Origin of the sequence: Pseudomonas sp. AB6 (assembly GCF_034314105.1) — a bacterium.
Classification (GTDB): domain Bacteria; phylum Pseudomonadota; class Gammaproteobacteria; order Pseudomonadales; family Pseudomonadaceae; genus Aquipseudomonas.
On record NZ_JAVIWJ010000001.1, the window covers coordinates 4094673 to 4117953 of the forward strand.

The window sequence follows — 23281 nt, forward strand, 5'->3', positions numbered from 1 at the left end:
CGCGTTACAACTTGCGCTTTATGTGGTTTTCACGCCATTCGCTCATTTCAATCACGATGGCGCTTGGCGGTGGGGTTTTGATCTCAAAAGGATAGGGCGCCAGCTCAATTTGCGCGGTATGTGCGCCGAACATCGTAATCGTGCCGGGGTGACGCTGCTCGCCAGTCACGGTGAATTCAAAGTTATACACACGAGCCAGACGCTTTCGGCCATTTGCGTCGCGTGCAAACGTGAGACGCCGCAATGCCACGTTTCCATCCAACAATTCGATGTCAAGTTTGGCGCAGTGCTGCTTGACTCGCGCCAACGCGCGCTCACGCAAACCATGGGAATGCCAGAGCCACGCGGCGCAGGTTGCCAACACCATCAAGACAAAAAGGTTACCCAGCGTCAGCATGAAAGTGTGCTCCACCAAAGGACGCCCAGCTTAACTGGGTCTGACGATTTTCGGCCATACCGCTCGACTTAAATTTCGTTCAATCGGATTCCCGTTCATCTACTGTTAAGGCGCTTCTTCCTTAATTTCCTGATAACGAATTTCAAGCTCTTGACGCAGTTGACGTCGTTGTTTGGCCTGAACGTAGCGGCGCTTGTCTTCGCTGTTGGCAGGTTCAAGTGGTGGCACCTTGGTCGGTTTACGTTGATCGTCGACCGCTACCATGGTGAAGAAGCAGCTGTTGGTGTGCCGAACCGAACGTTCACGGATGTTTTCGGTGACAACTTTGATTCCGACTTCCATCGAGGTATTGCCGGTGTAGTTGACCGACGCCAAGAAGGTCACCAGTTCGCCCACGTGAATAGGCTCACGAAAAATGACCTGATCCACCGACAAGGTCACTACATAACGCCCGGCGTAACGGCTGGCGCAGGCGTAAGCGACTTCATCGAGGTATTTAAGCAGTGTGCCCCCGTGGACGTTACCGGAAAAATTGGCCATGTCCGGGGTCATCAATACAGTCATCGACAGTTGGGCGTTTCCGGGTTCCATAGCGTACTCACGGATGGGGTGTTTCAGAAGTGCGCCTGATGGTGGCGCTCACGTTCTTAAGTCATGTGTATACAGCACTACTCTGGACGGCGGCGAGGTGGCCGCCGTCACGTAAGTTTGCGTATAAATTTCTACTGAGTTACACCCAGCCGATGCCGTCCTGGCATTGCGCCGCAACGGCATTCTGATGTGGTTCAGCTTTCCAGCCAAACGTCCCGGGCCCAGTGCCAGACTGACTCCCAGCTTTCTTCAGTGACCAGCTCTTCATCAGCGGACCACTGCACCACGGTGCCGTCCTCTTCCACGCAATAATAATCGTCGCCGTCCTGACAAATCGGGATCAACTCGCGGGGAACGCCAATGTCCCAAGCGGTTGCGCATACTTCTGGCAGATAGGTGTGCGACTGCGGATCCATAACGGTGACCGGTTCCAGGCTGCCATAAACTACGTCGCTTACCGTCAGCAAAAATTCCTTGAAAACGAAAGGAATATTGATAAACAGCTGTTCTTCGATTTCTACCAGAACATCGTCGTCAGGCAATTCGAGGGGCACCGGTACCCGTTCGTTCTTTTCACGCAGCTCTTCAATGACTTCTTCCACGACCTGGATCCTCTAAACTGTTGGCGCGGGTTATACAGTAGCGCAAAGCATTTCTCAAAATAACTACCCGAACGGATAACACGAAACCCCGGCCAAAGACCGGGGTTTCGTATTTCCTAGGATCGCTATTTGCGGCGGCTATACAAGTATGGACGCGGATTAGCCGTTTTGGCGGATACCAGCCACTAGCCATGGCTGGTTGTCGCCTTGCGGACGCTCCATGTTCCAGCTTTCGCTAAAGACTTCACCTTGATCGAATCGCGAAGTCTTGGACAGACCGGAGAAGGTCAGTGTCGCAACAGTTTTATCAGAGCGATCATCCAGTCCATCGAGTTGCACAGTCAGGTTGTCGATGTAGGTCGACTGGAAGCCGTCGCCCAGGTTGGCACGTTCCTGTTTCAGGAACTGCAACATCTGTGGCGTAACGAACTCCGCAATCTTGTCCATCTCGTTGGCGTCCCAGTGCTGTTGCAGCGACTGGAAGTGGCCGCGAGCGGCTTCTAGGAAGCGTGATTCGTTGAACCAAGCGGGCGCGTGGATCACTGGAGCGGGCGCAGCACTTGCAGACGATCCGCCGAACATCGGAGCCTGGGCCGGTTGCTCGATGGTTTCACGCTGAAACGGCGTTTGACCTGCTGCGGCCATGTCTGGTTGCTTGCGACGACGCGCGGCGATGAACCGGAAAATCACGAAACCGATGATGGCCATGATCAGGATGTCGAAAAACTGCATTCCGTGGAAACCGCCGCCCATGAACATTGAGGCCAGCAGGCCACCTGCTGCAAGGCCGGCCAACGGACCCAGCCAGCGCGACGCGCCGCCTGCGGGACGGGCAGCGGCGGCTGCACCTGCAGCACCCGGTGCGGCAGATGGAGAGGAGGAAGGCGCTTGACGCATTTGATGGCTTGGCGCGGAACCGAAAGACTTGCCGCCACCGAAGCGCGCGTTGGCGTCGAGGCTCATTGTGAGCCCGATGCACAACACCATTACGATGCTTAGAAAACGTTGCATAAGGGATTCCCATTTGTGGATTGCACGCGCGCCATGTTGCACATGAGCCATGACGATAGCTAGCGACTAAATGTTTCGGGCTTTTACCTTGACTTGGTGACGTCCGATTCTATCAAGTCTGTAAGACATTTTTCCGGGTGGGGGCTTTCAGGATCGCCCAGGACTTCTGCCAGATCTCAAATCGCTTCAAGTTTCGCATAACCCATCATCAACCATTTACTGCCCTCTTCGAAATTCACTTGGACTCGAGCCTGAGCCCCCGCGCCTTCGAAGTTCAGAATCACGCCTTCGCCGAACACCGAATGCTGCACTCGCTGACCCAGACTAAACGCAGTGTCTGGAATGCCGGTGCCATTGAAAAGGCTGCTGGTGCCCATCTTTTGCACGCCGCCGAACGGTCGGCTGACGCTGTTGGACAACCGTACTTCCTGAATCAACGTCGGCGGGATCTCGCGAACGAAGCGCGACACTTTGTTGTAGGTTTCGGTGCCATACAAACGACGGGTTTCCGCGTAGGTCATCACTAACTGCTGCATGGCGCGAGTGATGCCGACGTAAGCCAGCCGGCGTTCTTCTTCCAGCCGGCCAGGTTCTTCCAGGCTCATCTTGTGCGGGAATAGGCCTTCTTCCATGCCCACCAGGAACACGTAAGGAAACTCCAGGCCCTTGGCGCTGTGCAAGGTCATCAGTTGCACGCTGTCTTCGTGTTCTTCCGCTTGGGTATCACCCGCTTCCAACGACGCATGGCCGAGGAAAGCCGCCAGCGGCGACAGGTCGGCGTCTTCTTCAGCATTTTCGAAGTTGCGTGCGGCGCTGACCAATTCCTCAAGGTTTTCCACCCGAGCCTGGCCTTTTTCGCCTTTCTCTTCCTTGTGGTAGTTGATCAGTCCAGATTGCTCGATCACCGTTTGAGTCATGAGGTGCAACGGCATCTCCATGACTTTCGCGGCCAGATTTTCTATCAGTTCCACGAACCCACCCAGCGCCCCGGCTGCGCGACCGGTAAGGCCCTTGTTGGCGATCAGTTGGCGCATGGCCTCCCACATCGACACATCAGCGTGGCGAGCATGCTCACGAATGGCTTCGACGGTTTTTTCGCCGATACCCCGTGCCGGAACGTTGATCACCCGCTCAAGCGCAGCATCATTGCCGCGTCCGTCGAGCAAGCGCAGGTACGCCATGGCGTTCTTGATTTCGGCACGCTCAAAGAAGCGCTGGCCGCCATAGATTCGGTAAGGGATTCGTTCGCGCAGCAACGCCTCTTCAAGCACTCGCGATTGGGCATTGGAGCGGTAAAGAATGGCGATGTCGCTGCGCATCAGGCCGGTCTTCAGGGCGCTTTCGATGGTTTCGACCACGTAGCGCGCTTCGTCGTGCTCGTTGAACGCGGCGTACAGATTAATCAGCTCGCCGTCGCCACCGTCAGTCCATAGCTCTTTGCCCAAGCGCCCGCTGTTGTTGACAATCAACGCGTTGGCCGCTTTCAGGATGCTCGCGGTGGAACGGTAGTTCTGTTCCAAACGGATGGTTTCGGTGTCAGGAAAATCTGACGAGTACTCGTGGATGTTTTCAATTTTGGCGCCGCGCCAGCCGTAAATCGACTGATCATCGTCGCCAACTACCATCAAGCTGTCGCCACCCTGGGCCAACAATCGCAGCCAGGCGTACTGCACGGCGTTGGTGTCTTGGAATTCGTCGACCAACACATGGCGGAAACGACGTTGGTAATGGGCTAGCAGGCCAGGATTATCTCGCCACAAGTCCAGGGCTCGCAGCAGCAGCTCGGAGAAGTCAATGACCCCGGCGCGCTGGCAGGCGACTTCATAGGCTTCATAAATAGCCTTCATGGTGGTCAGAAAAAGATCACCCACAGCCTGAATATGTTTCGGACGCAGGCCTTCGTCTTTCTGTCCGTTGATGAACCATTGCGCTTGGCGGACCGGCCAGCGTTGTTCATCCAGGCCCATCTCGCGCATCACGCGTTTGACCAGCCGTTGCTGGTCATCACTGTCGAGAATCTGGAAGTTCTGGTTTAAACCTGCTTCTTGCCAATGCGCCCGCAACAAGCGGTGCGCCAAGCCGTGGAAAGTACCAACCCACATGCCCGCCGGACTAATGTCCATCAGTTGCTCGATGCGGTGACGCATCTCGGCAGCGGCTTTGTTGGTGAACGTCACCGACAAAATCGAGTGGGATGAGGCTTGCTCCACTTGGATCAGCCAAGCGATTCGGTGCACCAGCACACGGGTTTTACCGGAACCAGCGCCGGCAATGACTAACTGACGACCCACGGAGGCCGCTACGGCCTGACGTTGGGCATCGTTGAGGGAGTTCAGCAGAAGGGAGAGATCATCGCGCATCGGCGCATTCTAGGGTGCTGGGCTATGTCGGGCAAACCAAGCTTTGCATTAGCCGATAAAAGCGATGCCGGAGATGACCGGTTGGTCAGGCCTGGAAGCGGGCTGGGCCGTGCCTGAGCCGTGTGTAATAGGGTGTTCAAACCAAGCAGCGCATGGATTATATGATCATCGACAGTTTGGTGTAGAGGGCGCCTTGTGTATGCTCCGTTCATGTTTAAGGCTCAAACCATTAATAAGAACACCGCCTATGACTTCTAGCATCAGCTCGTCGGGTGCCGCTGTTGCGACCTGGCGAGTGATTCGCGAGCGATTTGCGCTACAGATTGCCGTTGATCGCACGCGTTTGCTCTATCAGGGGTCGCTATTGCCGACCCTATTTATGTTGCTCAACGGTTTGGTCTGCAGCGGGTTGTTGTGGAGTCCCAAGCGTTATCTGATGATCAGCATTTGGCTGGGTTGGCTGACGACGTTAGTGGGCTTGCGCGTCATCCAGGTTGCCGCGTTTAACGCTGCGTCGCCACTGCGTCAGGCGCAGCCGATCTGGCGCAGAATGTTCCTGTTGGGAACCTCGATCAGCGGCCTGACACTGGCTAGCACTACCCTCGCTCTGACGCCCGCTGACAGTTTCTTGCAGCAAGCTTGGGTATTCGGCTTGATTGGCGCGGCGACATTGTCGGCCAGTGTCGCCTATGCCGTCAGTATGTCTGCGTTCCTGACCTTTACTCTGTCATGCATGGTGCCGTCGATCGCCTATCTGTTTTTGTGGGGCGACGTGCAACTGCGCGGCTGGGCATGGCTCGGTCTGATTTTGCTGGTGGCAATAATTGTGGTGGCGGTGCAGATCAACCGCTTGGTCCGTCGAGGCTTGCTGAGGCGATTCCAGAATCAGGCTTTGATCGAGCGTTTGCAGCAAGCCCATTCTCAGAGCGAGCAGCTTAATCAAGAATTGGCGTATGAAATCGAGCAGAGGCGCAGAGCTGAAGGGGCACTACGTGAGGCTCAGGCCGAGCTCGAAGCAAGAGTCGCTCAGCGCAGCCTCGAACTGTGCGTGGCCAATGAGGCCCTGAGCAATAGTGAGGTTAGCGCCAGCAAGCACCTTGAAGAACACCGCCGCTTAGCGGCCACCGTTTTCGAGGCCGCCAGCGAAGGCATTGTAATCCTCAACCCGGATTACATTATCGTCACCGCCAACCAGGCTTTTAGCCGGGTTACCGGCTACCTGCCGGAAGACATTTTGGGCCATAACGTCACCGAGCTGGCATGCAGTCGGGATGCAAAACGTCACTTTTCAGCGATACATCAGTCGTTGGGACACACCGATAGCTGGCAAGGCGAACTGGCCGAAACCCGAAAAAGTGGTGAGTTATATCCACAGTGGCTCCAACTCAATGTGGTACGCGACACTCGCGGAAAGGTCAGTCACATCGTGGGGTTTTTCGCCGACCTGTCGGCGCGGCGTGAATCCGAGGAGCGTATGCGCTACCTCAGTCATTACGACGAACTGACAGGTCTGGCCAATCGTTCGCTGTTCAAAGAGCGCCTGCGCGAAGCTAACCTGCGCATGCGCCAAGGGGGCAGGGGGCTGGCGCTGCTGCACATCGATTTGGACCGCTTCAAGCTGCTCAATGACAGCTTGGGTCATGAGGTTGCCGACCAACTATTGCGTCAAGTTGCCCGGCGCTTGAGCAGCGCTATGCCCGAGGCCGACACCATTGCGCGATTGTCGGGCGATGAATTTGCCGTGCTATTCGATGCTTATGGCAATTTATCCAGTCTGGCGCGGGTGACCAGCCGACTATTGGCTAAGCTGCGCATGCCGCTGACGGTTGATGGGCAAGAGTTAGTGATCAGCGCTTCTGTTGGAATTAGTTTGTTGCCTGATTCTGCCAGGGAGATTTCGGCACTTGTCAGTCAAGCGAACATGGCCATGCAACACGCCAAACACTTGGGCGGTGATAATTTCCAGTTCTACACTGACAGCTTGCAGGCCAGCACCTTGGAGCGTTTGCAGCTAGAGAATCAGTTGCGCAAAGCCATTGATGAAAAACAGCTTCAGGTGTTCTATCAACCCAAACTCTGTCTCGCGACGGGCCGTCTGAACGCCGCTGAGGCATTGGTGCGCTGGCGGCACCCTACGCTTGGCATGGTGCCGCCGGCGGACTTCATCGGGCTGGCTGAAGAGACCGGACTGATCGGACCGATTGGCGAGTTCGTCTTGCGCCAGGCCTGCCGGCAAGCATGCGAATGGCAGCGGCAGGGGTTTGAGCCGATTCGGGTATCGGTCAACCTTTCGGTCCATCAATTGCGTCAGGGCAAATTGGTCAGCCTGGTTCGCCAGGTATTGGAAGAGACGGGGCTTGCGCCGCAATACCTTGAGCTGGAACTGACAGAAAGCCAGCTCCTTGACAGCGTCGAGCACATTATCGCGACCTTTCATCAGCTAAAAGGTCTGGGCGTAAAACTGGCCATTGACGACTTCGGCACCGGTTATTCGTCATTGAGCTACTTGAAGCGTTTCCCGGTGGATTACGTGAAAATCGACCAAACGTTTATCCGAGGTCTGGGCGAAGGCACCCAAGACGCCGCGATTACCCACGCCATCATTGCGATGGCCCACAGCCTGGATTTGAAAGTCGTCGCTGAAGGCGTGGAAAACCGAGAGCAGCTGGCGTTTCTCAAGGCTCATGGGTGTGATGAAGTGCAGGGCTATTTGATTAGTCGGCCAGTGGAAGCCAATGCTGTAGGGCAGTTACTGCGTGAGTATTTGCCTGATACGTGGATGTGAGCACCGACTCAAAGAGCGAAGTTGTGCGCGAGGCGGCTGATGCGGTGTGTCAGTTATGCGTCTTCGCCAACAAGTTGGCTACAGGGGGATTGAGGGGAAAGGTTGGGTGAAATTGAATATATGGATGATCGGTGTAGCGCTGATGTTGGCTGCAAGCGGCAACGACCAAGCATCGATGCGCTGTGCAAGCGGCTTGATTGATGAGGGCGACACTATCAGCGCCGTAGTCAGTAGGTGCGGGCAGCCTGCCAATCGCCGGGTTTCGGCGCCTGCAGTGAATGCCGATGGTGTCCAGGCTTACAAATCAGTGACCGTCGAGGACTGGGTGTATGGGCCAGCCAATGGTTTGTATCAATACCTGCGCTTCATTGACGGGAAGTTAGTAAGCATTCGCAGTGCCCGGAAATAAGAAGAAGGTTTGTCTTTGAGGGGGCATCGGATATTTCTTATTTTGAGTGCATCATTTTCGACATATCTTGCGCCCCGGCTCGTTTAGCTGTGCGGCCCGCAGGTCATGTAGTATAACTACAAGAAAGCTACATCCCGGCCCAGCCGTCATCATTGAGTCCTCCCCTTTGAATCTGTTGCAACACATCGGCCAGTCACGCCATTTGCTACGCAAGTCGGAACTTAAGGTTGCCGACCATGTGCTGCTTGACCCTGCAGCCGTGATGCACAGCTCCATGGCTGACCTTGCGCACAGCGTTGGCATCAGTGAGCCAACCATTGTGCGTTTCTGTCGTGCCATTGGTTGCACCGGATTCCAAGACCTGAAGCTCAAACTGGCGCAGAGCCTGGCCGCAGGTGCCAGCTTCGGTCAGTTCGCCATTCATGAAGACGATTCGGTTGCCGATTACAGTCTGAAAATTTTCGACACCACGCTGCACACGCTGATGGAGGTGCGGGAAAATCTCGACCCTCATGCGTTGCAGTCGGCGGTGACGGCCATGGCGTTGGCGCAGCGGGTCGAGTTTTATGGCTTCGGCGCTTCTGGCGCCGTGGCGGCGGACGCTCAGCACAAATTTTTTCGACTGTTACTGACCGCTGCCGCCTATTCCGATCCGCACATGCAGGCCATGTCAGCCGTGACGCTCAAACCAACCGACGTCGCGATTTGTATTTCCCAGTCGGGCCGCTCCAAGGATTTGCTGATCACCGCTAATCTTGTCCGCGAAAGCGGTGCCACGTTGATCACCTTGTGTCCAAGCCAAACGCCGCTGGCAGAGTTGGCCACTATCAACCTGGCCATCGACGTTCATGAAGACACTGAAATTTATACGCCGTTAACCTCTCGAATTGCGCACTTAGTCGTCATTGATGTACTGGCGATGGGTGTTGCCATGGCCCGAGGACCGAGTTTGGTTAACCACCTGAAAAGCGTTAAACGCAGCCTGCGTAGCCTCCGCTTATCACCAAAATCAATCAAAAACCTCGACGACTGAAGGACCGCTTTCGCGAATGAATCTAATGCGTTAATGGCAGAAACACCGTCAAAAATCATTCATCACTCTGTCATCTGATCGCCGCGTAATCGTCATTGCCCGCGTTCATGCTCAAGCTCCCGCAACGTAATGGGAGACAGGACATGCCTCGGCACTACGATGAAGCACAGCAGCACGCCATCACCGCGACCGCTGTACACACCTCGAAAAACACCCGTCGACAGCAAGAAGATCAGCGCCGGATGGAGTTCCGACGCGCCATCGAAAGCTATTCCGAGCAGCGACAGTTGGCCCAGGAGCTTTCTGATTATTTCGACGTGGGCCCAGTCACAAGTGTGTGGCAGCAGAGCGCGGTAGATTCCCGTCGAAACGTTCAACAAGTCGGCTGATTTGCACGCGTTCGGCGCGGATGAACGCAAGGAAGGCATGTGCAACCGGCGACAGCGGCTTGTCTTTGGCTTGCACCACGCACCAGCTGCGGTAAAGCGGCAACTCGGCCACCGGCAGCTCGCGCAGCATGCCAGTGGCCAGTTCCAGGCTTAGTGCGTGGCGTGTCAGCATCGCCAGCCCCAGCCCCGCCACCACGCTTTCACGCTGAGCTTCGTTCGAAGCGACTTCCAGCGTATGACTAAAATGAACGCGCTTTTCTTTGAAGTATTCCTCACACGCTTTGCGTGTGCCTGAGCCGGGTTCACGGATCACCAGTGGGTACGGTTCCAAGTCCTTGAGCGTCAGCGTTTGAATAGTGCACAACGGATGGTCCGGCGGCGCCACAGCGACGATCGGATTGTTGAGAAAGGGCATGAATTCCAGGCCCATGTCCTGCGGCACCATCGACATCACTACCAAGTCATCCCGGTTGTCCGACAACCTCCTGATAGCCTGCGCCCGATTGACCACCGTCAAGTTAAACATGACGTCTGGATATTGCCGTTTGAACGCGGCGAACAGATGCGGGACAAAATACTTGGCGCTGGATTCGATGGCTAATTTGAGCTGGCCCTGCAACGAACCCTGCATATCCGTCAGTTGCATATCGAGGTTTTCCAGCCGCCCAAAAATGTCGCGACTGGCAGTCTTGAGTGCTTCCGCAGCCTCCGTCAGATAGAGCTTTTTACCTACGTATTCAAACAGGGGCTGGCCGATAAGCTCCTCAAGTTGACGAATCTGTAGGCTAACGGCTGGTTGAGTGAGCGCCATTTCTTCAGCCGCCCGGCTATAGGATTTCAGATCGCACACTTCATTAAAAATACGAAGTTGACGTAATGTTATACGCATCAATGACTTACGCATATTTTTCACCTTTTATAAACGTCGATTAAAACGACTATAAGGTTTTACTTATATACACCCCAACTTTTACTGATTTTTATTAATCTTGCTTACGGCTTAGGGTAGCTCTCGTAATGCGACTGCATCGCAGTAAGCGGGTCATACGCCGAACGGCCTAGCCGGTTCGTCTGTTCTAACGGTCGAGGCTTATCTGTCGAGGAATGCCAGTGATAACAAAAATTCTGATCGCTAACCGCGGTGAAATTGCTGTCCGGATCGTGCGTGCTTGCGCCGAGATGGGCATTCGCTCGGTTGCGGTCTATTCCGACGCCGACCGTCATGCGCTGCACGTCAAACGCGCTGACGAAGCCCATAGCATCGGCGCTGAACCGCTCGCGGGCTATTTGAACCCGCGAAAGCTGGTGAATTTGGCTGTGGAAACCGGTTGTGATGCGTTACATCCCGGTTATGGTTTTCTTTCGGAAAACGCTGAACTGGCGGATATCTGCGTCGAGCGTGGAATCAAATTCATTGGTCCTTCAGCTGAAGTCATTCGCCGCATGGGTGACAAAACCGAAGCGCGGCGGAGCATGATCAAGGCCGGCGTACCGGTGACGCCGGGCACCGAAGGCAACGTTGCAGACATCGCTGAAGCATTAGTCGAAGGCGAACGCCTCGGTTATCCGGTCATGCTAAAGGCAACCTCCGGCGGTGGCGGTCGCGGCATTCGTCGTTGCAACAGCCCTGAGGAATTAGAGCAGGCGTTTCCACGGGTAATCTCGGAGGCCACTAAAGCTTTTGGTTCGGCGGAAGTCTTTCTCGAAAAATGTATCGTCAATCCCAAGCACATTGAAGCCCAGATACTGGGCGACAGTTTCGGCAACGTTGTTCATCTGTTCGAGCGAGATTGCTCGATTCAGCGCCGTAATCAAAAGTTGATTGAAATCGCTCCCAGCCCCCAGCTGACCCCTGAACAGCGCGCTTACATCGGCGACCTGTCAGTGCGCGCGGCCAAGGCGGTAGGCTACGAGAACGCCGGCACCGTGGAGTTCTTGCTCGCCGAGGGCGAGGTGTACTTCATGGAGATGAACACTCGGGTGCAGGTGGAACACACCATCACCGAAGAAATTACCGGCATCGACATTGTTCGTGAACAGATTCGCATAGCCTCCGGCTTGCCACTTTCAGTCAAGCAAGAAGACATCATTCACCGTGGTTTCGCCTTGCAATTTCGGATCAACGCCGAAGACCCTAAAAACAACTTCCTGCCGAGCTTCGGCAAGATCACCCGTTATTACGCACCCGGCGGCCCTGGTGTGCGCACCGACACGGCGATCTACACCGGCTACACCATTCCGCCGTTCTACGACTCGATGTGCCTGAAGCTGATCGTCTGGGCGTTGACCTGGGAAGAGGCGATGGACCGAGGCCTGCGCGCACTGGACGACATGCGCCTGCAAGGGGTCAAGACCACGGCGGCGTACTACCAGGAGATTTTGCGTAATCCGGAATTCCGTAGCGGCCAGTTCAACACCAGCTTCGTTGAAGCCCATCCGGAACTGACCAACTACTCGATCAAGCGCAAACCCGAAGAGTTGGCCTTGGCCATCGCCGCCGCCATTGCCGCCCACGCAGGCCTATGAATAAGTTAGTGAATAGCTTCAAGCGCCAAGCTGCAGGCAAAAGCCAATCACGCTTTTTCTTGTCGCTTGAAACTTGCAGCTTGTCGCTACAGGAGCTTTCGAATGTCTAAAAAAATCTTTGTCACCGACACCATCCTGCGTGACGCTCATCAGTCGCTGTTGGCTACGCGCATGCGCACTGAAGACATGCTGCCAATCTGTGAAAAGCTCGACAAGGTTGGCTATTGGTCGCTGGAAGTCTGGGGCGGCGCGACCTTCGATGCCTGCATACGGTTTCTGAAAGAAGACCCGTGGGAGCGCCTGCGCCAGTTGCGTGCGGCGTTGCCTAACACGCGTTTGCAAATGCTGTTGCGCGGCCAGAACCTGTTGGGCTATCGGCACTACAGTGATGACGTGGTGCGTGCTTTCGTGGCCAAGGCTGCAGTCAACGGCATCGACGTGTTCCGTATTTTCGATGCGATGAACGACGTTAGAAATCTGCGCGTGTCGATTGAAGCGGTCAAAGCGGCTGGCAAACATGCTCAGGGCACGCTCGCGTACACCACCAGTCCAGTGCACACCATCGACGCATTTGTGGCGCAGGCTAAACAGATGGAAGCCATGGGTTGCGACTCGGTAGCGATCAAGGACATGGCTGGCCTGTTGACGCCGTATGCCACTGGCGAACTGGTCCGGGCGCTGAAGGCTGAGCAATCGCTGCCGGTGTTCATCCATTCCCATGATACGGCTGGCCTGGCCGCGATGTGTCAGCTTAAAGCGATTGAAAACGGCGCCGATCACATTGATACCGCCATTTCTAGCTTCGCCTGGGGCACGAGCCATCCTGGGACTGAATCGATGGTGGCTGCGCTCAAGGGCAGCGAATTCGATACCGGTTTGAATTTGGAGTTGCTGCAGGAAATTGGTCTGTACTTCTACGCAGTGCGTAAAAAATACCACCAGTTCGAGAGCGAATTCACCGCTGTCGACACCCGTGTGCAGGTCAACCAAGTGCCGGGTGGGATGATTTCAAACTTGGCTAATCAGCTTAAAGAGCAGGGTGCGCTAAACCGCATGGCCGAAGTGATGGCCGAAATTCCTCGGGTCCGTAAAGACCTCGGCTACCCACCGTTGGTAACCCCGACTTCTCAGATCGTCGGTACTCAGGCGTTTTTTAACGTGCTGGCCGGTGAGCGCTACAAAACCATCACCAACGAAGTGAAGCTGTACCTGCAAGGTGGTTACGGTAAAGCGCCGGGCATTGTGGACGAAAAGCTGCGTCGTCAGGCCATTGGTAATGAAGAACTCATCGACGTTCGCCCAGCGGATTTGCTCAAGCCGGAAATGGTCAAGCTGCGGGCGGAAATCGGTTCGGTGGCCACGTCTGAAGAAGATGTGTTGACCTATGCGATGTTCCCGGACATCGGGCGCAAATTCCTCGAAGAGCGCGCAGCGGGTACGTTAAAACCCGAAGAGTTGTTGCCGATCCCCGAAGCGGGCGGCGTCAGTAAAACCGGCGGAGAGGGTGTACCGACTGAGTTCGTGATCGACGTACACGGTGAAAGCTACCGCGTCGATATCACCGGTGTCGGCGTCAAAGCCGGCGGCAAACGCCACTTCTATCTGACAATCGATGGCATGCCGGAAGAGGTGGTTTTCGAACCGCTGAACGAGTTTGTGGGTGGCGGCATCGGCAAACGGGCGCAAGCCACTGCGCCAGGCCATGTGAGCACCACCATGCCGGGCAACATCGTCGATGTATTGGTCAAAGAAGGCGCTGTGGTCAAAGTCGGTCAGGCCTTGCTGATCACTGAAGCAATGAAGATGGAGACCGAAGTACAGGCTCCCATCGCGGGCAAAGTCACAGCAATCCATGTCGCCAAAGGTGATCGCGTCAACCCTGGCGAAATTCTGGTGGAAATCGAGGGCTGATTCGATACCCGCTTAACTGTTTACTCTGGGGGGAGCACTTGTGGCTCCCCTTTTTTTATGCGCAATGGTGAGTGCTTCCCTGTAGAGCCAACGTGTTGGCGAAGCGATTTACCTGATAAACCGCTGTATACGCATCGCCCACACGTTGGCTCCTTCAGATATGTGCGGATTTTATAGGGCTCGGAAGCTTTCCAGTATTCGAATCTGTTGCCCGTCCTTGAAGTTATCCACAGCCAACCACCCTTCAAACACCTGCTGCAACGTTGGCCATTGCGTGTCGATTATCGAATACCACGTGGTGTCCCGATTGACCCCTTTAACCACCATGTGCTGACGGAACGTGCCTTCGAAGGTAAAGCCGAAGCGTTCAGCGGCGCGTTTGGAGCGTTGGTTGCTGTCGTTACACTTCCATTCCAGACGTCGATTACCCAACACAAAAGATTCTTTGGCCAGCAGGTAAATGACCTCGGAGCCCTTGGCGGTGCGCTGCATGGCGCCGCCAAACATCACGTGACCAATTTCGATGCGGCCATGATCAGGGACGATCGACATCAGGCTCAGGCAGCCATCCACGACGCCGGTCTCGCGGTCTATCACGGCGTAAAACCAGGGGTCGTTCCCGGCTGCGAGGCGACTCAACCAAGCATCAAAATCAACGCGTTGATTGAACGGACCATAGGGCAAATAATCCCAAAGCTTCGGGTCAGAGTTCGGGCCCTGTAAGGCGACCCACAAACCGTCGCCATGACGCGCAACGTCCAGCTTCTCAAGACGTATCAAGCGTCCTTCGATAGGTTTGGCATTGGGCAGTTTGGCCGGTTGCCAGTGCAGTTCAGTGGTCGGCATGAGCAAATTCCAGGGCTAGAGCGGTTTACGAAATTGAATGAAACCGGGGCGTTCGGCGATGCGTTCATACAGCTGAATGGCGGTGGCATTGGTTTCGTGGGTCAGCCAATGAACCTTGTCGCAGTTATTTTCACTGGCCGTGGCGTAAACATATTCGATCAACTGCCTACCAACCCCGGAACCGCGCTGTTCCGGAATTACCAACAGATCTTGCAGGTAACAGGCGTTCTTAATGCTCCAGTTAGAGCGATGGTAGATGAAGTGAACCATGCCAACCGCTTTGTCACCGCTCCAGGCGAGGGCAGCGTTAGTGGGTTCGCTCCGGTCTAGAACCCGCTGCCAGGTGACGTCACTGACGCTGTCGGGCAGTTCAGTCTTATAGAAGGTCAAATAGGTTTTCCACAGCGCACGCCATGCGGCGTGGTCTTCCTGCGTGACGGGACGAATCTGTATCTCGGTCATCAATGGCTCCTAGCGCATCAGTCGGGCGAGTTCATTGTCATTGGGCACGGCACTGGCGGCGAGGCCGTCACGGACACCCGCAATATCCGCAGCGTTGCGGTTCTGGTTGAGCTTGCGCTTTCCTTCGAGCCGGCTGATTGGCACGACAAACCCGACGATGGCGCTGAGCATTTTGTCGATGTACGCCTTTGGCGCGTCCTCCACGGCCCAAGGCGTGGCGCGTCCGGCTTCATGCTTGTCGGTCAAAGTGCTGACCAGATCAAGCAGTCGACTCGCGTCGTGAAACACTTCGGGCGTGCCATAAGCGTGAATCACCAAAAAATTCCAGGTCGGCACCACTTGGCCATGTTCGGCCTTGCTCGGATAGAACGATGGGCTGACGTAAGCATCCGGGCCGGTAAAAATCAGCAGGGCTTCGGCGCCGCTCTCCAGCTCCTTCCACTGTGGATTGGCTTTGGCCAAATGCCCGTGCAGGGTGCCATTCGGGCCTTGGTCGGGGTTGAGCAACAACGGCACATGGTTGGCCAGCAATCCCAGCGCGCCGTGGGTAACTAGAACGGCCAAGCGCGTGCTTTCAATCTGCTGGTGAATGATTGCGAGGTCGTCTTCTTTAAACGCGCTGGGTAGGTACATGAGTTTTTCCTTGGCTGACGGTTAAATCTTAGGCAGGCTATTGGTTGGTTGTAAGAGCCATTAACGATCAATTTCGTAGGGCCAATTCATGACGTTCAGCACCTCTTCTTTTCCATTCGATGCTGCCGGTATCGAACTTGATCGCAGCCGCGGATTGAGCCGCCAGCTTTATCAAACCCTACGCCAACGGATTCTCGACGGCAGTTTGAGCAGCGGCACGCGATTGCCAGCCAGCCGTGATCTGGCAGCGTCGTTATCGATTTCCCGAAACAGCGTCATGCGCGCCTACGACCAGCTTTATGCAGAGGGTTTTACCGAGGGGCGCATTGGCGACGGCACTTACGTCGCGCAACTGCCCTCACCGTCGTTCGCAACAAAGAAATCAATTAAGTTATCCACAAAAGTGTCCACAGGGTTACCCACAGCGTTATCCACAGTTTCGACGACCCATCAAATTATCCACAGCACAGCACTTAATTTGCTTCAGCAACACCATTTGCCCCTGCCACGAGGTGATGTCCCACGGGCGTTTCGGGTAGGCGTGCCGGCCTTTGACCTATTTCCATTCGGAGTTTGGGCCAAGTTACACGCTGCTTTTTGGCGCAAGCCGGACTTGGGGCGATTGGGTTATGGAGAGCCAGCGGGGGACTGGCGCTTGCGCGAACTGATCTCGGCCTATTTGCGCAGTTCCCGAGGTTTGCATTGCAGCCCTGGGCAAATAGTAATCACCAGCGGCGCGCAGCAAGCGATTAGCCTTTGTGCACAACTGTTGGTGGAGGTGGGCGACACGGTGGCGGTGGAAAATCCAGGTTATCGCGCTGCGGCCCACGCATTCGCCATCGCCGGGGCGCAGTTGCACGGCATCGGTGTGGACAACGAAGGCATGCGTTGCTCCGAGCTGCTGCATAGCGACTGCACGCTGGCTTACGTTACACCTTCGCATCAATACCCTACGGGCGTGACCATGAGTCTGGCGCGGCGTCTTGAAATTCTTGCCTGGGCTGAGCGGACTCAAGGCTGGATTGTCGAGGACGATTACGACGGCGAGTACCGTTACAGTGGCGCACCGTTGGCACCCTTGGCGGCGCTGGATCAGAGCGGACGGGTGTTGTACGTCGGCACCTTTGGCAAAATCGCTTTTCCGGCCCTGCGCCTGGGCTACCTGGTGCTGCCGCTGGGGTTGGTCGAAGCGTTCAGTCAGCGCCGTGCCGTGGACATGCGTCACTCGGAAGTCGGTACCCAAGCGGTCATGGCTGAATTCATCGCTGCCGGGCATTTTCAGCGACACATCCGCCGCATGCGCCGTGCTGCGCTGAGTCGCCGCGATGCGCTGTTGGCGGGCTGGCCACAAGAGGTCAGCGGCTGTGGCGCAATGCCAAAAGTCGTTGCTGGACTCCACGTCGCGGTGCCGGTCGCCACGCTGGCCCGTGAGCGAGAGTTGATAGACAAGGCTGCAAGCGTCGGCGTTGAAATCAATCCGTTGAGCGATTACTGGTTGCCCACGTCCGCTGGTGCTCTGGACAACCGGGCAGGCATGGTCCTGGGTTTTGCCGCCGTGTCTGAGCCAAGCATTCACCAGGCGCTAGCTAAGCTGCGCCAAGTTTGGGTGGATTAAGCGTTTATACTCGGCGCCATTGCCATCATTCACCGAGATCCGTTATGAGTCTTCCTCTTTCTGCGACGACTGCACGCAAGCCCGCCGCGCCGTTAATCGCTTTTGTTTTGTTGTTATTGGGCGCTGTGTTTTTGCAAAACAGCGTGGGTCCGCGCCAGATGTCGTTGCTGGTAGTCGGCGCGGTGTTGGGTCTAACTCTGTACCACGCTGCGTTTGGTTTCACCTCGGCGTGGCGGGTGTTTATCAGTGATCGCCGAGGCGCCGGTTTGCGCGCGCAGATGGTGATGCTGGCGGTAGCGGTGGTGCTGTTCTTCCCCGCGCTGGGCGCGGGCAGTTTGTTTGGTCAGCCAGTAGTCGGTCTAGTGGCGCCTGCCGGTATTTCCGTGGTATTCGGGGCGTTCATTTTCGGGATTGGCATGCAACTGGGTGGCGGGTGTGCATCGGGCACCTTGTTCACCGCCGGTGGCGGTAATGCGCGGATGCTAGTGACGCTGCTGTTTTTCATTGTCGGTTCGTTGATCGCTACGCAACACGTGGATTGGTGGTTTTCACTGCCGTCGTTTCCGGCGATTTCCATCGTTAAAAGCTTCGGGGTTTATCCCGCGTTGGTGATGAGCCTGGCGCTGTTCGCGATTATTGCGGCGGTGACCGTGCGCCTGGAAAAGCGCCGTCATGGTCAGCTTGAGGAAGGCGTCACCAGCGAGCACATCGGCCTGCGCCGTTTTCTGCGCGGGCCTTGGCCATTGGTATGGGGCGCGATCGGTTTGGCATTGCTCAACTTCGCGACCTTGGCACTCGCCGGTCGGCCATGGGGAATCACCTCGGCTTTCGCGTTGTGGGGCGCCAAAGTCGCCAGTGGTCTAGGCGTGGACGTTGGCAGTTGGGTGTTTTGGCAACTCCCGGGCAACGCCAAAGCCTTGGCTGCGCCGGTATGGGAAGACGTCACCAGTGTCATGGACATCGGCATTATGCTGGGTGCGCTGTTGGCAGCAGGGCTGGCCGGACGTTTCGCCCCCAACCTGAAAATCCCCGCCCGCTCATTGATCGCGGCAGTCATCGGCGGTCTGTTGTTGGGTTACGGCTCTCGCCTGGCCTACGGCTGCAACATCGGCGCCTACTTCAGCGGCATCGCCTCCGGCAGCTTGCACGGCTGGGTGTGGCTGGTGGCGGCGTTTATTGGGAATGGCGTCGGGGTGAAATTGCGGCCGTATTTCTTTGTCGGTGAGCGTCCGCAGGTGGCGTTGAGTGGGTGCTGAATAGGAACGGTAACTGCAGCGATTGTTTAGACAAAAAATGCAATTATTCTGGCTAAAGAATGAATTTAGCGCAGAAATAATTGCATTTATCTCTCGCCCGCAGGCTATTTCTCTAGCTGCGCCTTCGCCACCTTCACAATATTCTCCACGGTGAAGCCAAACTTGGCTTGCAACTTCTCAATAGGAGCCGAGGCACCGAAAGTGTTCATGACGATTTTTGCCCCGGTGTTGCCGACGTAGCGGTCCCAGCCCACAGGGCCTGCTTGTTCGACCACCACTCTGGCGGTGACGCTGGGTGGGAAAACGCTATCGCGGTAGGCCTGGTCCTGATCTTCGAACAATTCCCAGCTGGGCATTGAAACTACCCGCGCCGCAATACCTTCCGATTTGAGCTTCTCGTAAGCTTGAACGGTCATGCCCACTTCGCTGCCGGTGGCGATGAGGATGACAGTGGGCTGACCACTGTCGACATCTCCCAGCACGTAGGCGCCGCGAGCGGTGCCCTCAGCAGAGGCATAAATCGAGCGGTCCAGCGTCGGCAGGGGTTGGCGCGAGAGCACGATGCATGAAGGTCGACTGGTTTGCGCCAAGGCAACTTTCCAGGCCTGAACGGTTTCATTGGCATCGCCGGGACGTAACGTCAGCAGGCCCGGTGTCGAGCGCAGTTGGGTCAGTTGTTCAATGGGCTGATGGGTCGGACCGTCTTCGCCTACACCAATGGAGTCGTGGGTAAACACGAAAATCACCGGCAACTCCATGATGGATGCCAGGCGAATCGGCGGTTTCATGTAGTCGCTGAAAACCAGGAACGTCGAGGTGTAAGGGCGGATATACGACAGCGCCATGCCATTGGCAATGGAGCCCATGGCGTGTTCGCGAATGCCGAAGTGCAGGTTGCGTCCGCCATAGTTTTCGGCCGAGTAGCTGTCTGCGCCGTCAAACGTCAAGTTGGTCTTGGTAGAGGGCGACAAGTCGGCAGAGCCCCCCATCAGCCATGGAATTTTCGTAGCAAAGGCATTGAGAACCTTGCCGCCGGATGCGCGTGAGGCGATGCCCTTTGCGTCAGTTTCGAATTCTTCCAGCGCATCCTGCCAATCATCCGGCATCTCGCCGGCGCGCATCCGCCGCAATTGATCGGCCAATGTCGGGTCGCTTTTGCTGAGGTTGTCCAGGGTTTTTTCCCACGCTTCGTATTCCTCGCTGTTGCGCTCAATCAGGGAGTCACGTAAGCAATGCTGAGCCTCTTCGGGCACCAGAAAGCTGGAGTTTTCGTCCCAGCCGTAGAATTTTTTGGTCAGCCGAATTTCTTCCACGCCCAGGGGTTCGCCGTGGGCCGCAGCGGTGTTGTGTTTATGGGGTGCGCCGTAACCAATCACGCTGTCGACCACGATCAATGTGGGAGCGTCTTGGTTGTGCTTGAACGTTTCAAGGGCTTTGGCCAGCGCTACGGCATCGTTGGCGTCGGTAACGTGCAAGGTGTTCCAGCCGTAGCCTTTGAAGCGGGTCTGTACGTCTTCGTTGAACGACAGCTCGGTGTGGCCTTCGATGGTGATGGTGTTGTTGTCGTAGATCCAGCACAGGTTAGCGAGCTTGAGATGTCCGGCCATCGACGCCGCTTCTGAGCTCACGCCTTCCATCATGTCGCCATCGCCGCACACCACGTAAACGCTGTAATCAAACAGCTTTGCGTCGGGACGGTTGAAGCGCGTGCCCAGCCAGCGTTCAGCCATGGCCATGCCCACGCTGTTGGCACACCCTTGGCCAAGCGGGCCGGTGGTGGTTTCGACGCCTGTGGTCATGCGGTATTCCGGGTGACCGGGAGTTTTGGAGTCCATCTGGCGGAACTGTTTGATGTCGTCCAGGCTGACGGCCGGTTTGCCGGAAGGTTTGCCGTGCTCGTCGATTTCGATCACGCCCGCCAAGTGCAGAAGTGAATACAGCAGCATCGACGCGTGGCCGACCGACAGGACAAAACGGTCACGATTCGGCCAATCGGGGTGTTCGGGGTGATAACGCAAAAACTGATTCCAGACCGTGTACCCTACCGGCGCCAGGGCCATCGGAGTTCCAGGGTGGCCGGAGTTGGCTTTTTGTACGGCGTCCATGGCAAGCGTGCGAATGGTGTTAATGCACAGTTGGTCGCGCGTGGTGCGCTGTTCGATGGAGGAAGATGTTGAAGACGAGCCCATTGAATTTACCCTCGGTGACGTGCTGCTGAACATCCAGATAGGTGTTGAGCACGAAAAAGGCGAGTTTGTTCCATGAAATTTCAGAGCCGTCAGTGCCGAACCATTTGAGCAAAAAGCATTCGAACCCCAGGGGACAGCGCTCGTGTTGTCGTCGAACGAGGTAATCTCTTGCAGCAGGCAATCGTTGAGAAGTATCGATTTTTGGTCCGAACCCTGACTTATGTGGGTTGGTCGCTGGTTTGGCTGTTGGTCTGGGATGTCATCGTCACCGTCGACTTCATGCTTTACCTGGAGCGCAAGGTCACCTTGCCCTCGCTGCCACTGACGCTGCTGGGTTCTGCGCTAGTGGTGCTGACCAGCTTTCGCAATTCCAGCGCCTACAATCGTTGGTGGGAAGCCCGAACGTTATGGGGCGGTCTGGTTAATAACTCCCGCAGTTTCGCTCGGCAAGTGCTGACGTTGATTGATGACGATGGGGACATCAACCCGGTCAAAGCCGTGCTGCTCCGGCGGCATGTGGCTTACGTAAAATGCCTGTCGGCGCACTTGAAAGGCGAAAGCTGCGGCACGGAAGTGCAGGCGCTAATTTCCCCCGAGGAGTTCGATCGCCGCCTCGACACCAATAACTTTCCCAATGATCTGATCAATGCTTGCGCCGCACTACTGGCCAAAGAGTTTAAGTCCGGTCGCCTGGACAGCATTCGGCTGGCGCGTATTGAATCCACGCTGGTGGAAATTTCCAATTGTCAGGGCGGCATGGAGCGCATAGCCAACACACCGTTACCTTATCCATACGTAGCCTTCCCAAGGCTGTTCATCACCCTGTTTTGTTTGATCGTGCCTATAGGCCTGGTGGAAACCCTGGGTTGGTTCACGCCGCTGGCTTCCACGGTGGTGGGCTTCATGCTGCTGGCGATTGAGAAGATTGGAACTGACCTGCAAAGCCCCTTTCTCGCCAGCGAGCATGAAATTCAGATGACAGCGTTATGCACAAATATCGAGCGCAACTTGGACTCAATGCTGCGCAATGCGCGGGTTGATAGGGGGGGCGCGTGACCACAACTAACACACTCTTTCTGAAACTTGCGTGTTCCTTACCCGTTGGAGGCGAATAGGGACCATTAGGCACCCAGTTCGCCACACACATCCAGTTCAACCAACCGCCGTACTTCTGCGACCCCTAGCCCCGCACCCAGCAACGCATGCAGTTTGCCGAAAGCTGTTTCGCGGGTCATGCCGCCACCCGACAGAACGCCGACACCGCGCAGACGGCTGCCCGCTTCGTAAATCTCCAGCTCGACCCCGCCTTCCTGGCATTGGGTGATCGCTACCACGCAGATGCCGCGTAGATAAGCATTTTGCAGGCTGGCGAGAAATTCCGGGTTGTCGCTTGGACCGGTGCCGCTGCCAAAGCATTCGAGGATCAGTGCCTGGATGCCGCTGTCGAGTAGCGCGTCCAGATGCTGCGCGTTTATCCCTGGAAACAGCGGCAGCACGCCGACGTTGGCTACAGCTTTTGGTTGGCGATAATCCAGCGCTTTGGGCAGAGGCTGCGCGGACTTGCCACCCCGGTTGCGTTGCAACTCAGCAAATGGATGTCTCCCAAAGCTGCGAATCTTCGCGCAACGAGTCGGCGCCAGCAGCTCACCGTGGAAATATAACTGCACGCCGGACTTTATGCCCCTACCAAGGGCCAGCAGGGCGCCATTGAGGTTTTCCCAAGCATCGCTGTCTTCAACACCCGCCGGTAACATTGAGCCGGTGAATAGTACTGGCGCACTCAATCCAATCAGTTGGAAACACATCGCTGCCGCGCTGTAGGCCAAGGTATCTGTGCCGTGCAAGATCAGGACGGCATCGCAATTGTCGACGTTCACAGCTTCAATCACCGCTTCACGCAGACGCTGCCAATAAACGGGATTCATGTTGGCGCTGTCGATCAGTGGCTGCAATTCGCGAAACCTCCAGTTGGGCACCTGAAGATGGGGCTGCGCGGCCAGTTGCCCGGTCATCCTCGACTCGAATCCCGATGCCGGAGCTAACCCATTAGCGCTGGCCTGCATACCAATAGTGCCTCCGGTATAGAGCACCATGACCTGCCGAGCGGGTGACTGAGTGTCGCAATTCATTGGGTTCTCTCTGGATGCATAGAAGTCGCGGCATGGGCCAACACGTTGGCTCCGGCAGTGCTGGAATTGGCGCGATTTCGTAAGGTATGGCTTGTTCGGCGAAAAGTAAAAACAAGCAGGCGAAAAAAAGGGTCTGG

Annotated in this window: 21 protein-coding genes; 10 read left to right on the forward strand and 11 right to left on the reverse strand. The window is 56.2% G+C overall.

The window, feature by feature from the left end; translation table 11 throughout:
- Positions 1–4: 4 nt before the first annotated feature.
- The 5 genes from RGW60_RS19290 to uvrD form a co-directional block, all read right to left on the reverse strand.
- The gene (locus RGW60_RS19290) at positions 5–397 is read right to left on the reverse strand and encodes a DUF3301 domain-containing protein (protein WP_322206077.1); all 393 of its coding nucleotides are present in this window, start codon (positions 395–397) and stop codon (positions 5–7) included.
- A 105-nt stretch (positions 398–502) separates the two neighbouring features.
- Positions 503–988 carry an acyl-CoA thioesterase gene (locus tag RGW60_RS19295; protein ID WP_322206078.1) on the reverse strand — a complete coding sequence of 162 codons (486 nt, stop codon included), beginning with the start codon at positions 986–988 and terminating at the stop codon, positions 503–505.
- Positions 989–1182: 194 nt separating this feature from the next.
- On the reverse strand, positions 1183–1590 hold the full coding sequence (locus RGW60_RS19300; RefSeq protein WP_322206079.1) for an SMI1/KNR4 family protein: 408 nt from the start codon (positions 1588–1590) through the stop codon (positions 1183–1185).
- 159 nt (positions 1591–1749) lie between these two features.
- A complete protein-coding gene (locus RGW60_RS19305) occupies positions 1750–2601 on the reverse strand; it encodes a Tim44 domain-containing protein (protein WP_322206080.1) in 852 nt (283 codons plus the stop codon).
- 176 nt (positions 2602–2777) lie between these two features.
- Positions 2778–4961, reverse strand: a complete 2184-nt coding sequence (uvrD, locus tag RGW60_RS19310) for a DNA helicase II (protein WP_322206081.1) — start codon at positions 4959–4961, stop codon at positions 2778–2780.
- Between the two features lie 247 nt (positions 4962–5208).
- Between uvrD and RGW60_RS19315 the strand changes: the two genes are divergently transcribed.
- The 4 genes from RGW60_RS19315 to RGW60_RS23870 all read left to right on the forward strand — a co-directional run bounded on the left by RGW60_RS19315 (position 5209) and on the right by RGW60_RS23870 (position 9577).
- Positions 5209–7746, forward strand: a complete 2538-nt coding sequence (locus RGW60_RS19315; protein WP_322206082.1) for a putative bifunctional diguanylate cyclase/phosphodiesterase — start codon at positions 5209–5211, stop codon at positions 7744–7746.
- Between the two features lie 106 nt (positions 7747–7852).
- Positions 7853–8155 carry a DUF2845 domain-containing protein gene (locus RGW60_RS19320; RefSeq protein WP_322206083.1) on the forward strand — a complete coding sequence of 101 codons (303 nt, stop codon included), beginning with the start codon at positions 7853–7855 and terminating at the stop codon, positions 8153–8155.
- 166 nt (positions 8156–8321) lie between these two features.
- Positions 8322–9188: a transcriptional regulator HexR gene (hexR, locus tag RGW60_RS19325; RefSeq protein WP_322206084.1), complete on the forward strand. Its 867-nt coding sequence runs from the start codon at positions 8322–8324 to the stop codon at positions 9186–9188.
- 143 nt (positions 9189–9331) lie between these two features.
- Positions 9332–9577: a PA3496 family putative envelope integrity protein gene (locus RGW60_RS23870; protein WP_369124715.1), complete on the forward strand. Its 246-nt coding sequence runs from the start codon at positions 9332–9334 to the stop codon at positions 9575–9577.
- Here RGW60_RS23870 and RGW60_RS19335 read toward each other — a convergent pair.
- Positions 9516–10481, reverse strand: a complete 966-nt coding sequence (locus RGW60_RS19335; RefSeq protein WP_322206085.1) for a LysR family transcriptional regulator — start codon at positions 10479–10481, stop codon at positions 9516–9518. The genes RGW60_RS23870 and RGW60_RS19335 overlap by 62 nt on opposite strands.
- Positions 10482–10687: 206 nt before the next feature.
- Between RGW60_RS19335 and RGW60_RS19340 the strand changes: the two genes are divergently transcribed.
- Entirely contained in the window at positions 10688–12103 is a 1416-nt protein-coding gene (locus RGW60_RS19340) for an acetyl-CoA carboxylase biotin carboxylase subunit (protein ID WP_297837925.1), read from the forward strand.
- 102 nt (positions 12104–12205) lie between these two features.
- Positions 12206–14014, forward strand: a complete 1809-nt coding sequence (gene oadA, locus RGW60_RS19345) for a sodium-extruding oxaloacetate decarboxylase subunit alpha (RefSeq protein WP_322206086.1) — start codon at positions 12206–12208, stop codon at positions 14012–14014.
- A 171-nt stretch (positions 14015–14185) separates the two neighbouring features.
- Here oadA and RGW60_RS19350 read toward each other — a convergent pair whose 3' ends face one another.
- Genes RGW60_RS19350 through RGW60_RS19360 form a run of 3 tightly spaced genes read right to left on the reverse strand, consistent with a single transcriptional unit; the run spans position 14186 to position 15955 of the window.
- The gene (locus RGW60_RS19350; protein ID WP_322206087.1) at positions 14186–14860 is read right to left on the reverse strand and encodes a GNAT family protein; all 675 of its coding nucleotides are present in this window, start codon (positions 14858–14860) and stop codon (positions 14186–14188) included.
- Between the two features lie 15 nt (positions 14861–14875).
- Positions 14876–15322, reverse strand: a complete 447-nt coding sequence (locus RGW60_RS19355; RefSeq protein WP_322206088.1) for a GNAT family N-acetyltransferase — start codon at positions 15320–15322, stop codon at positions 14876–14878.
- Positions 15323–15331: 9 nt separating this feature from the next.
- A complete protein-coding gene (locus RGW60_RS19360) occupies positions 15332–15955 on the reverse strand; it encodes an FMN-binding negative transcriptional regulator (protein ID WP_322206089.1) in 624 nt (207 codons plus the stop codon).
- Between the two features lie 88 nt (positions 15956–16043).
- Between RGW60_RS19360 and RGW60_RS19365 the strand changes: the two genes are divergently transcribed.
- A complete protein-coding gene (locus RGW60_RS19365; RefSeq protein WP_322206090.1) occupies positions 16044–17570 on the forward strand; it encodes a PLP-dependent aminotransferase family protein in 1527 nt (508 codons plus the stop codon).
- Positions 17571–17614: 44 nt separating this feature from the next.
- Positions 17615–18826, forward strand: a complete 1212-nt coding sequence (locus tag RGW60_RS19370) for a YeeE/YedE family protein (protein ID WP_322206091.1) — start codon at positions 17615–17617, stop codon at positions 18824–18826.
- Positions 18827–18930: 104 nt separating this feature from the next.
- Here RGW60_RS19370 and tkt read toward each other — a convergent pair whose 3' ends face one another.
- Entirely contained in the window at positions 18931–21015 is a 2085-nt protein-coding gene (gene tkt, locus RGW60_RS19375) for a transketolase (RefSeq protein ID WP_322206092.1), read from the reverse strand.
- On the opposite strand from tkt, the gene RGW60_RS19380 reads away from it, so the two are divergent.
- Together RGW60_RS19380 and RGW60_RS19385 are read left to right on the forward strand one after the other, a co-directional pair.
- Positions 20954–21091 (forward strand): hypothetical protein, encoded by a 138-nt coding sequence (locus RGW60_RS19380; RefSeq protein ID WP_322207008.1) that lies wholly within the window; start codon positions 20954–20956, stop codon positions 21089–21091. The two genes, tkt and RGW60_RS19380, sit on opposite strands and share 62 nt — an antisense overlap.
- Positions 21092–21183: 92 nt before the next feature.
- Positions 21184–22071, forward strand: coding sequence for a bestrophin family protein (locus RGW60_RS19385; RefSeq protein ID WP_322206093.1), 888 nt, complete (start codon positions 21184–21186; stop codon positions 22069–22071).
- 65 nt (positions 22072–22136) lie between these two features.
- On the opposite strand, the gene RGW60_RS19390 is transcribed toward RGW60_RS19385, so the two are convergent.
- A complete protein-coding gene (locus tag RGW60_RS19390; protein ID WP_322206094.1) occupies positions 22137–23144 on the reverse strand; it encodes an asparaginase in 1008 nt (335 codons plus the stop codon).
- Between the last annotated feature and the right edge of the window lie 137 nt (positions 23145–23281).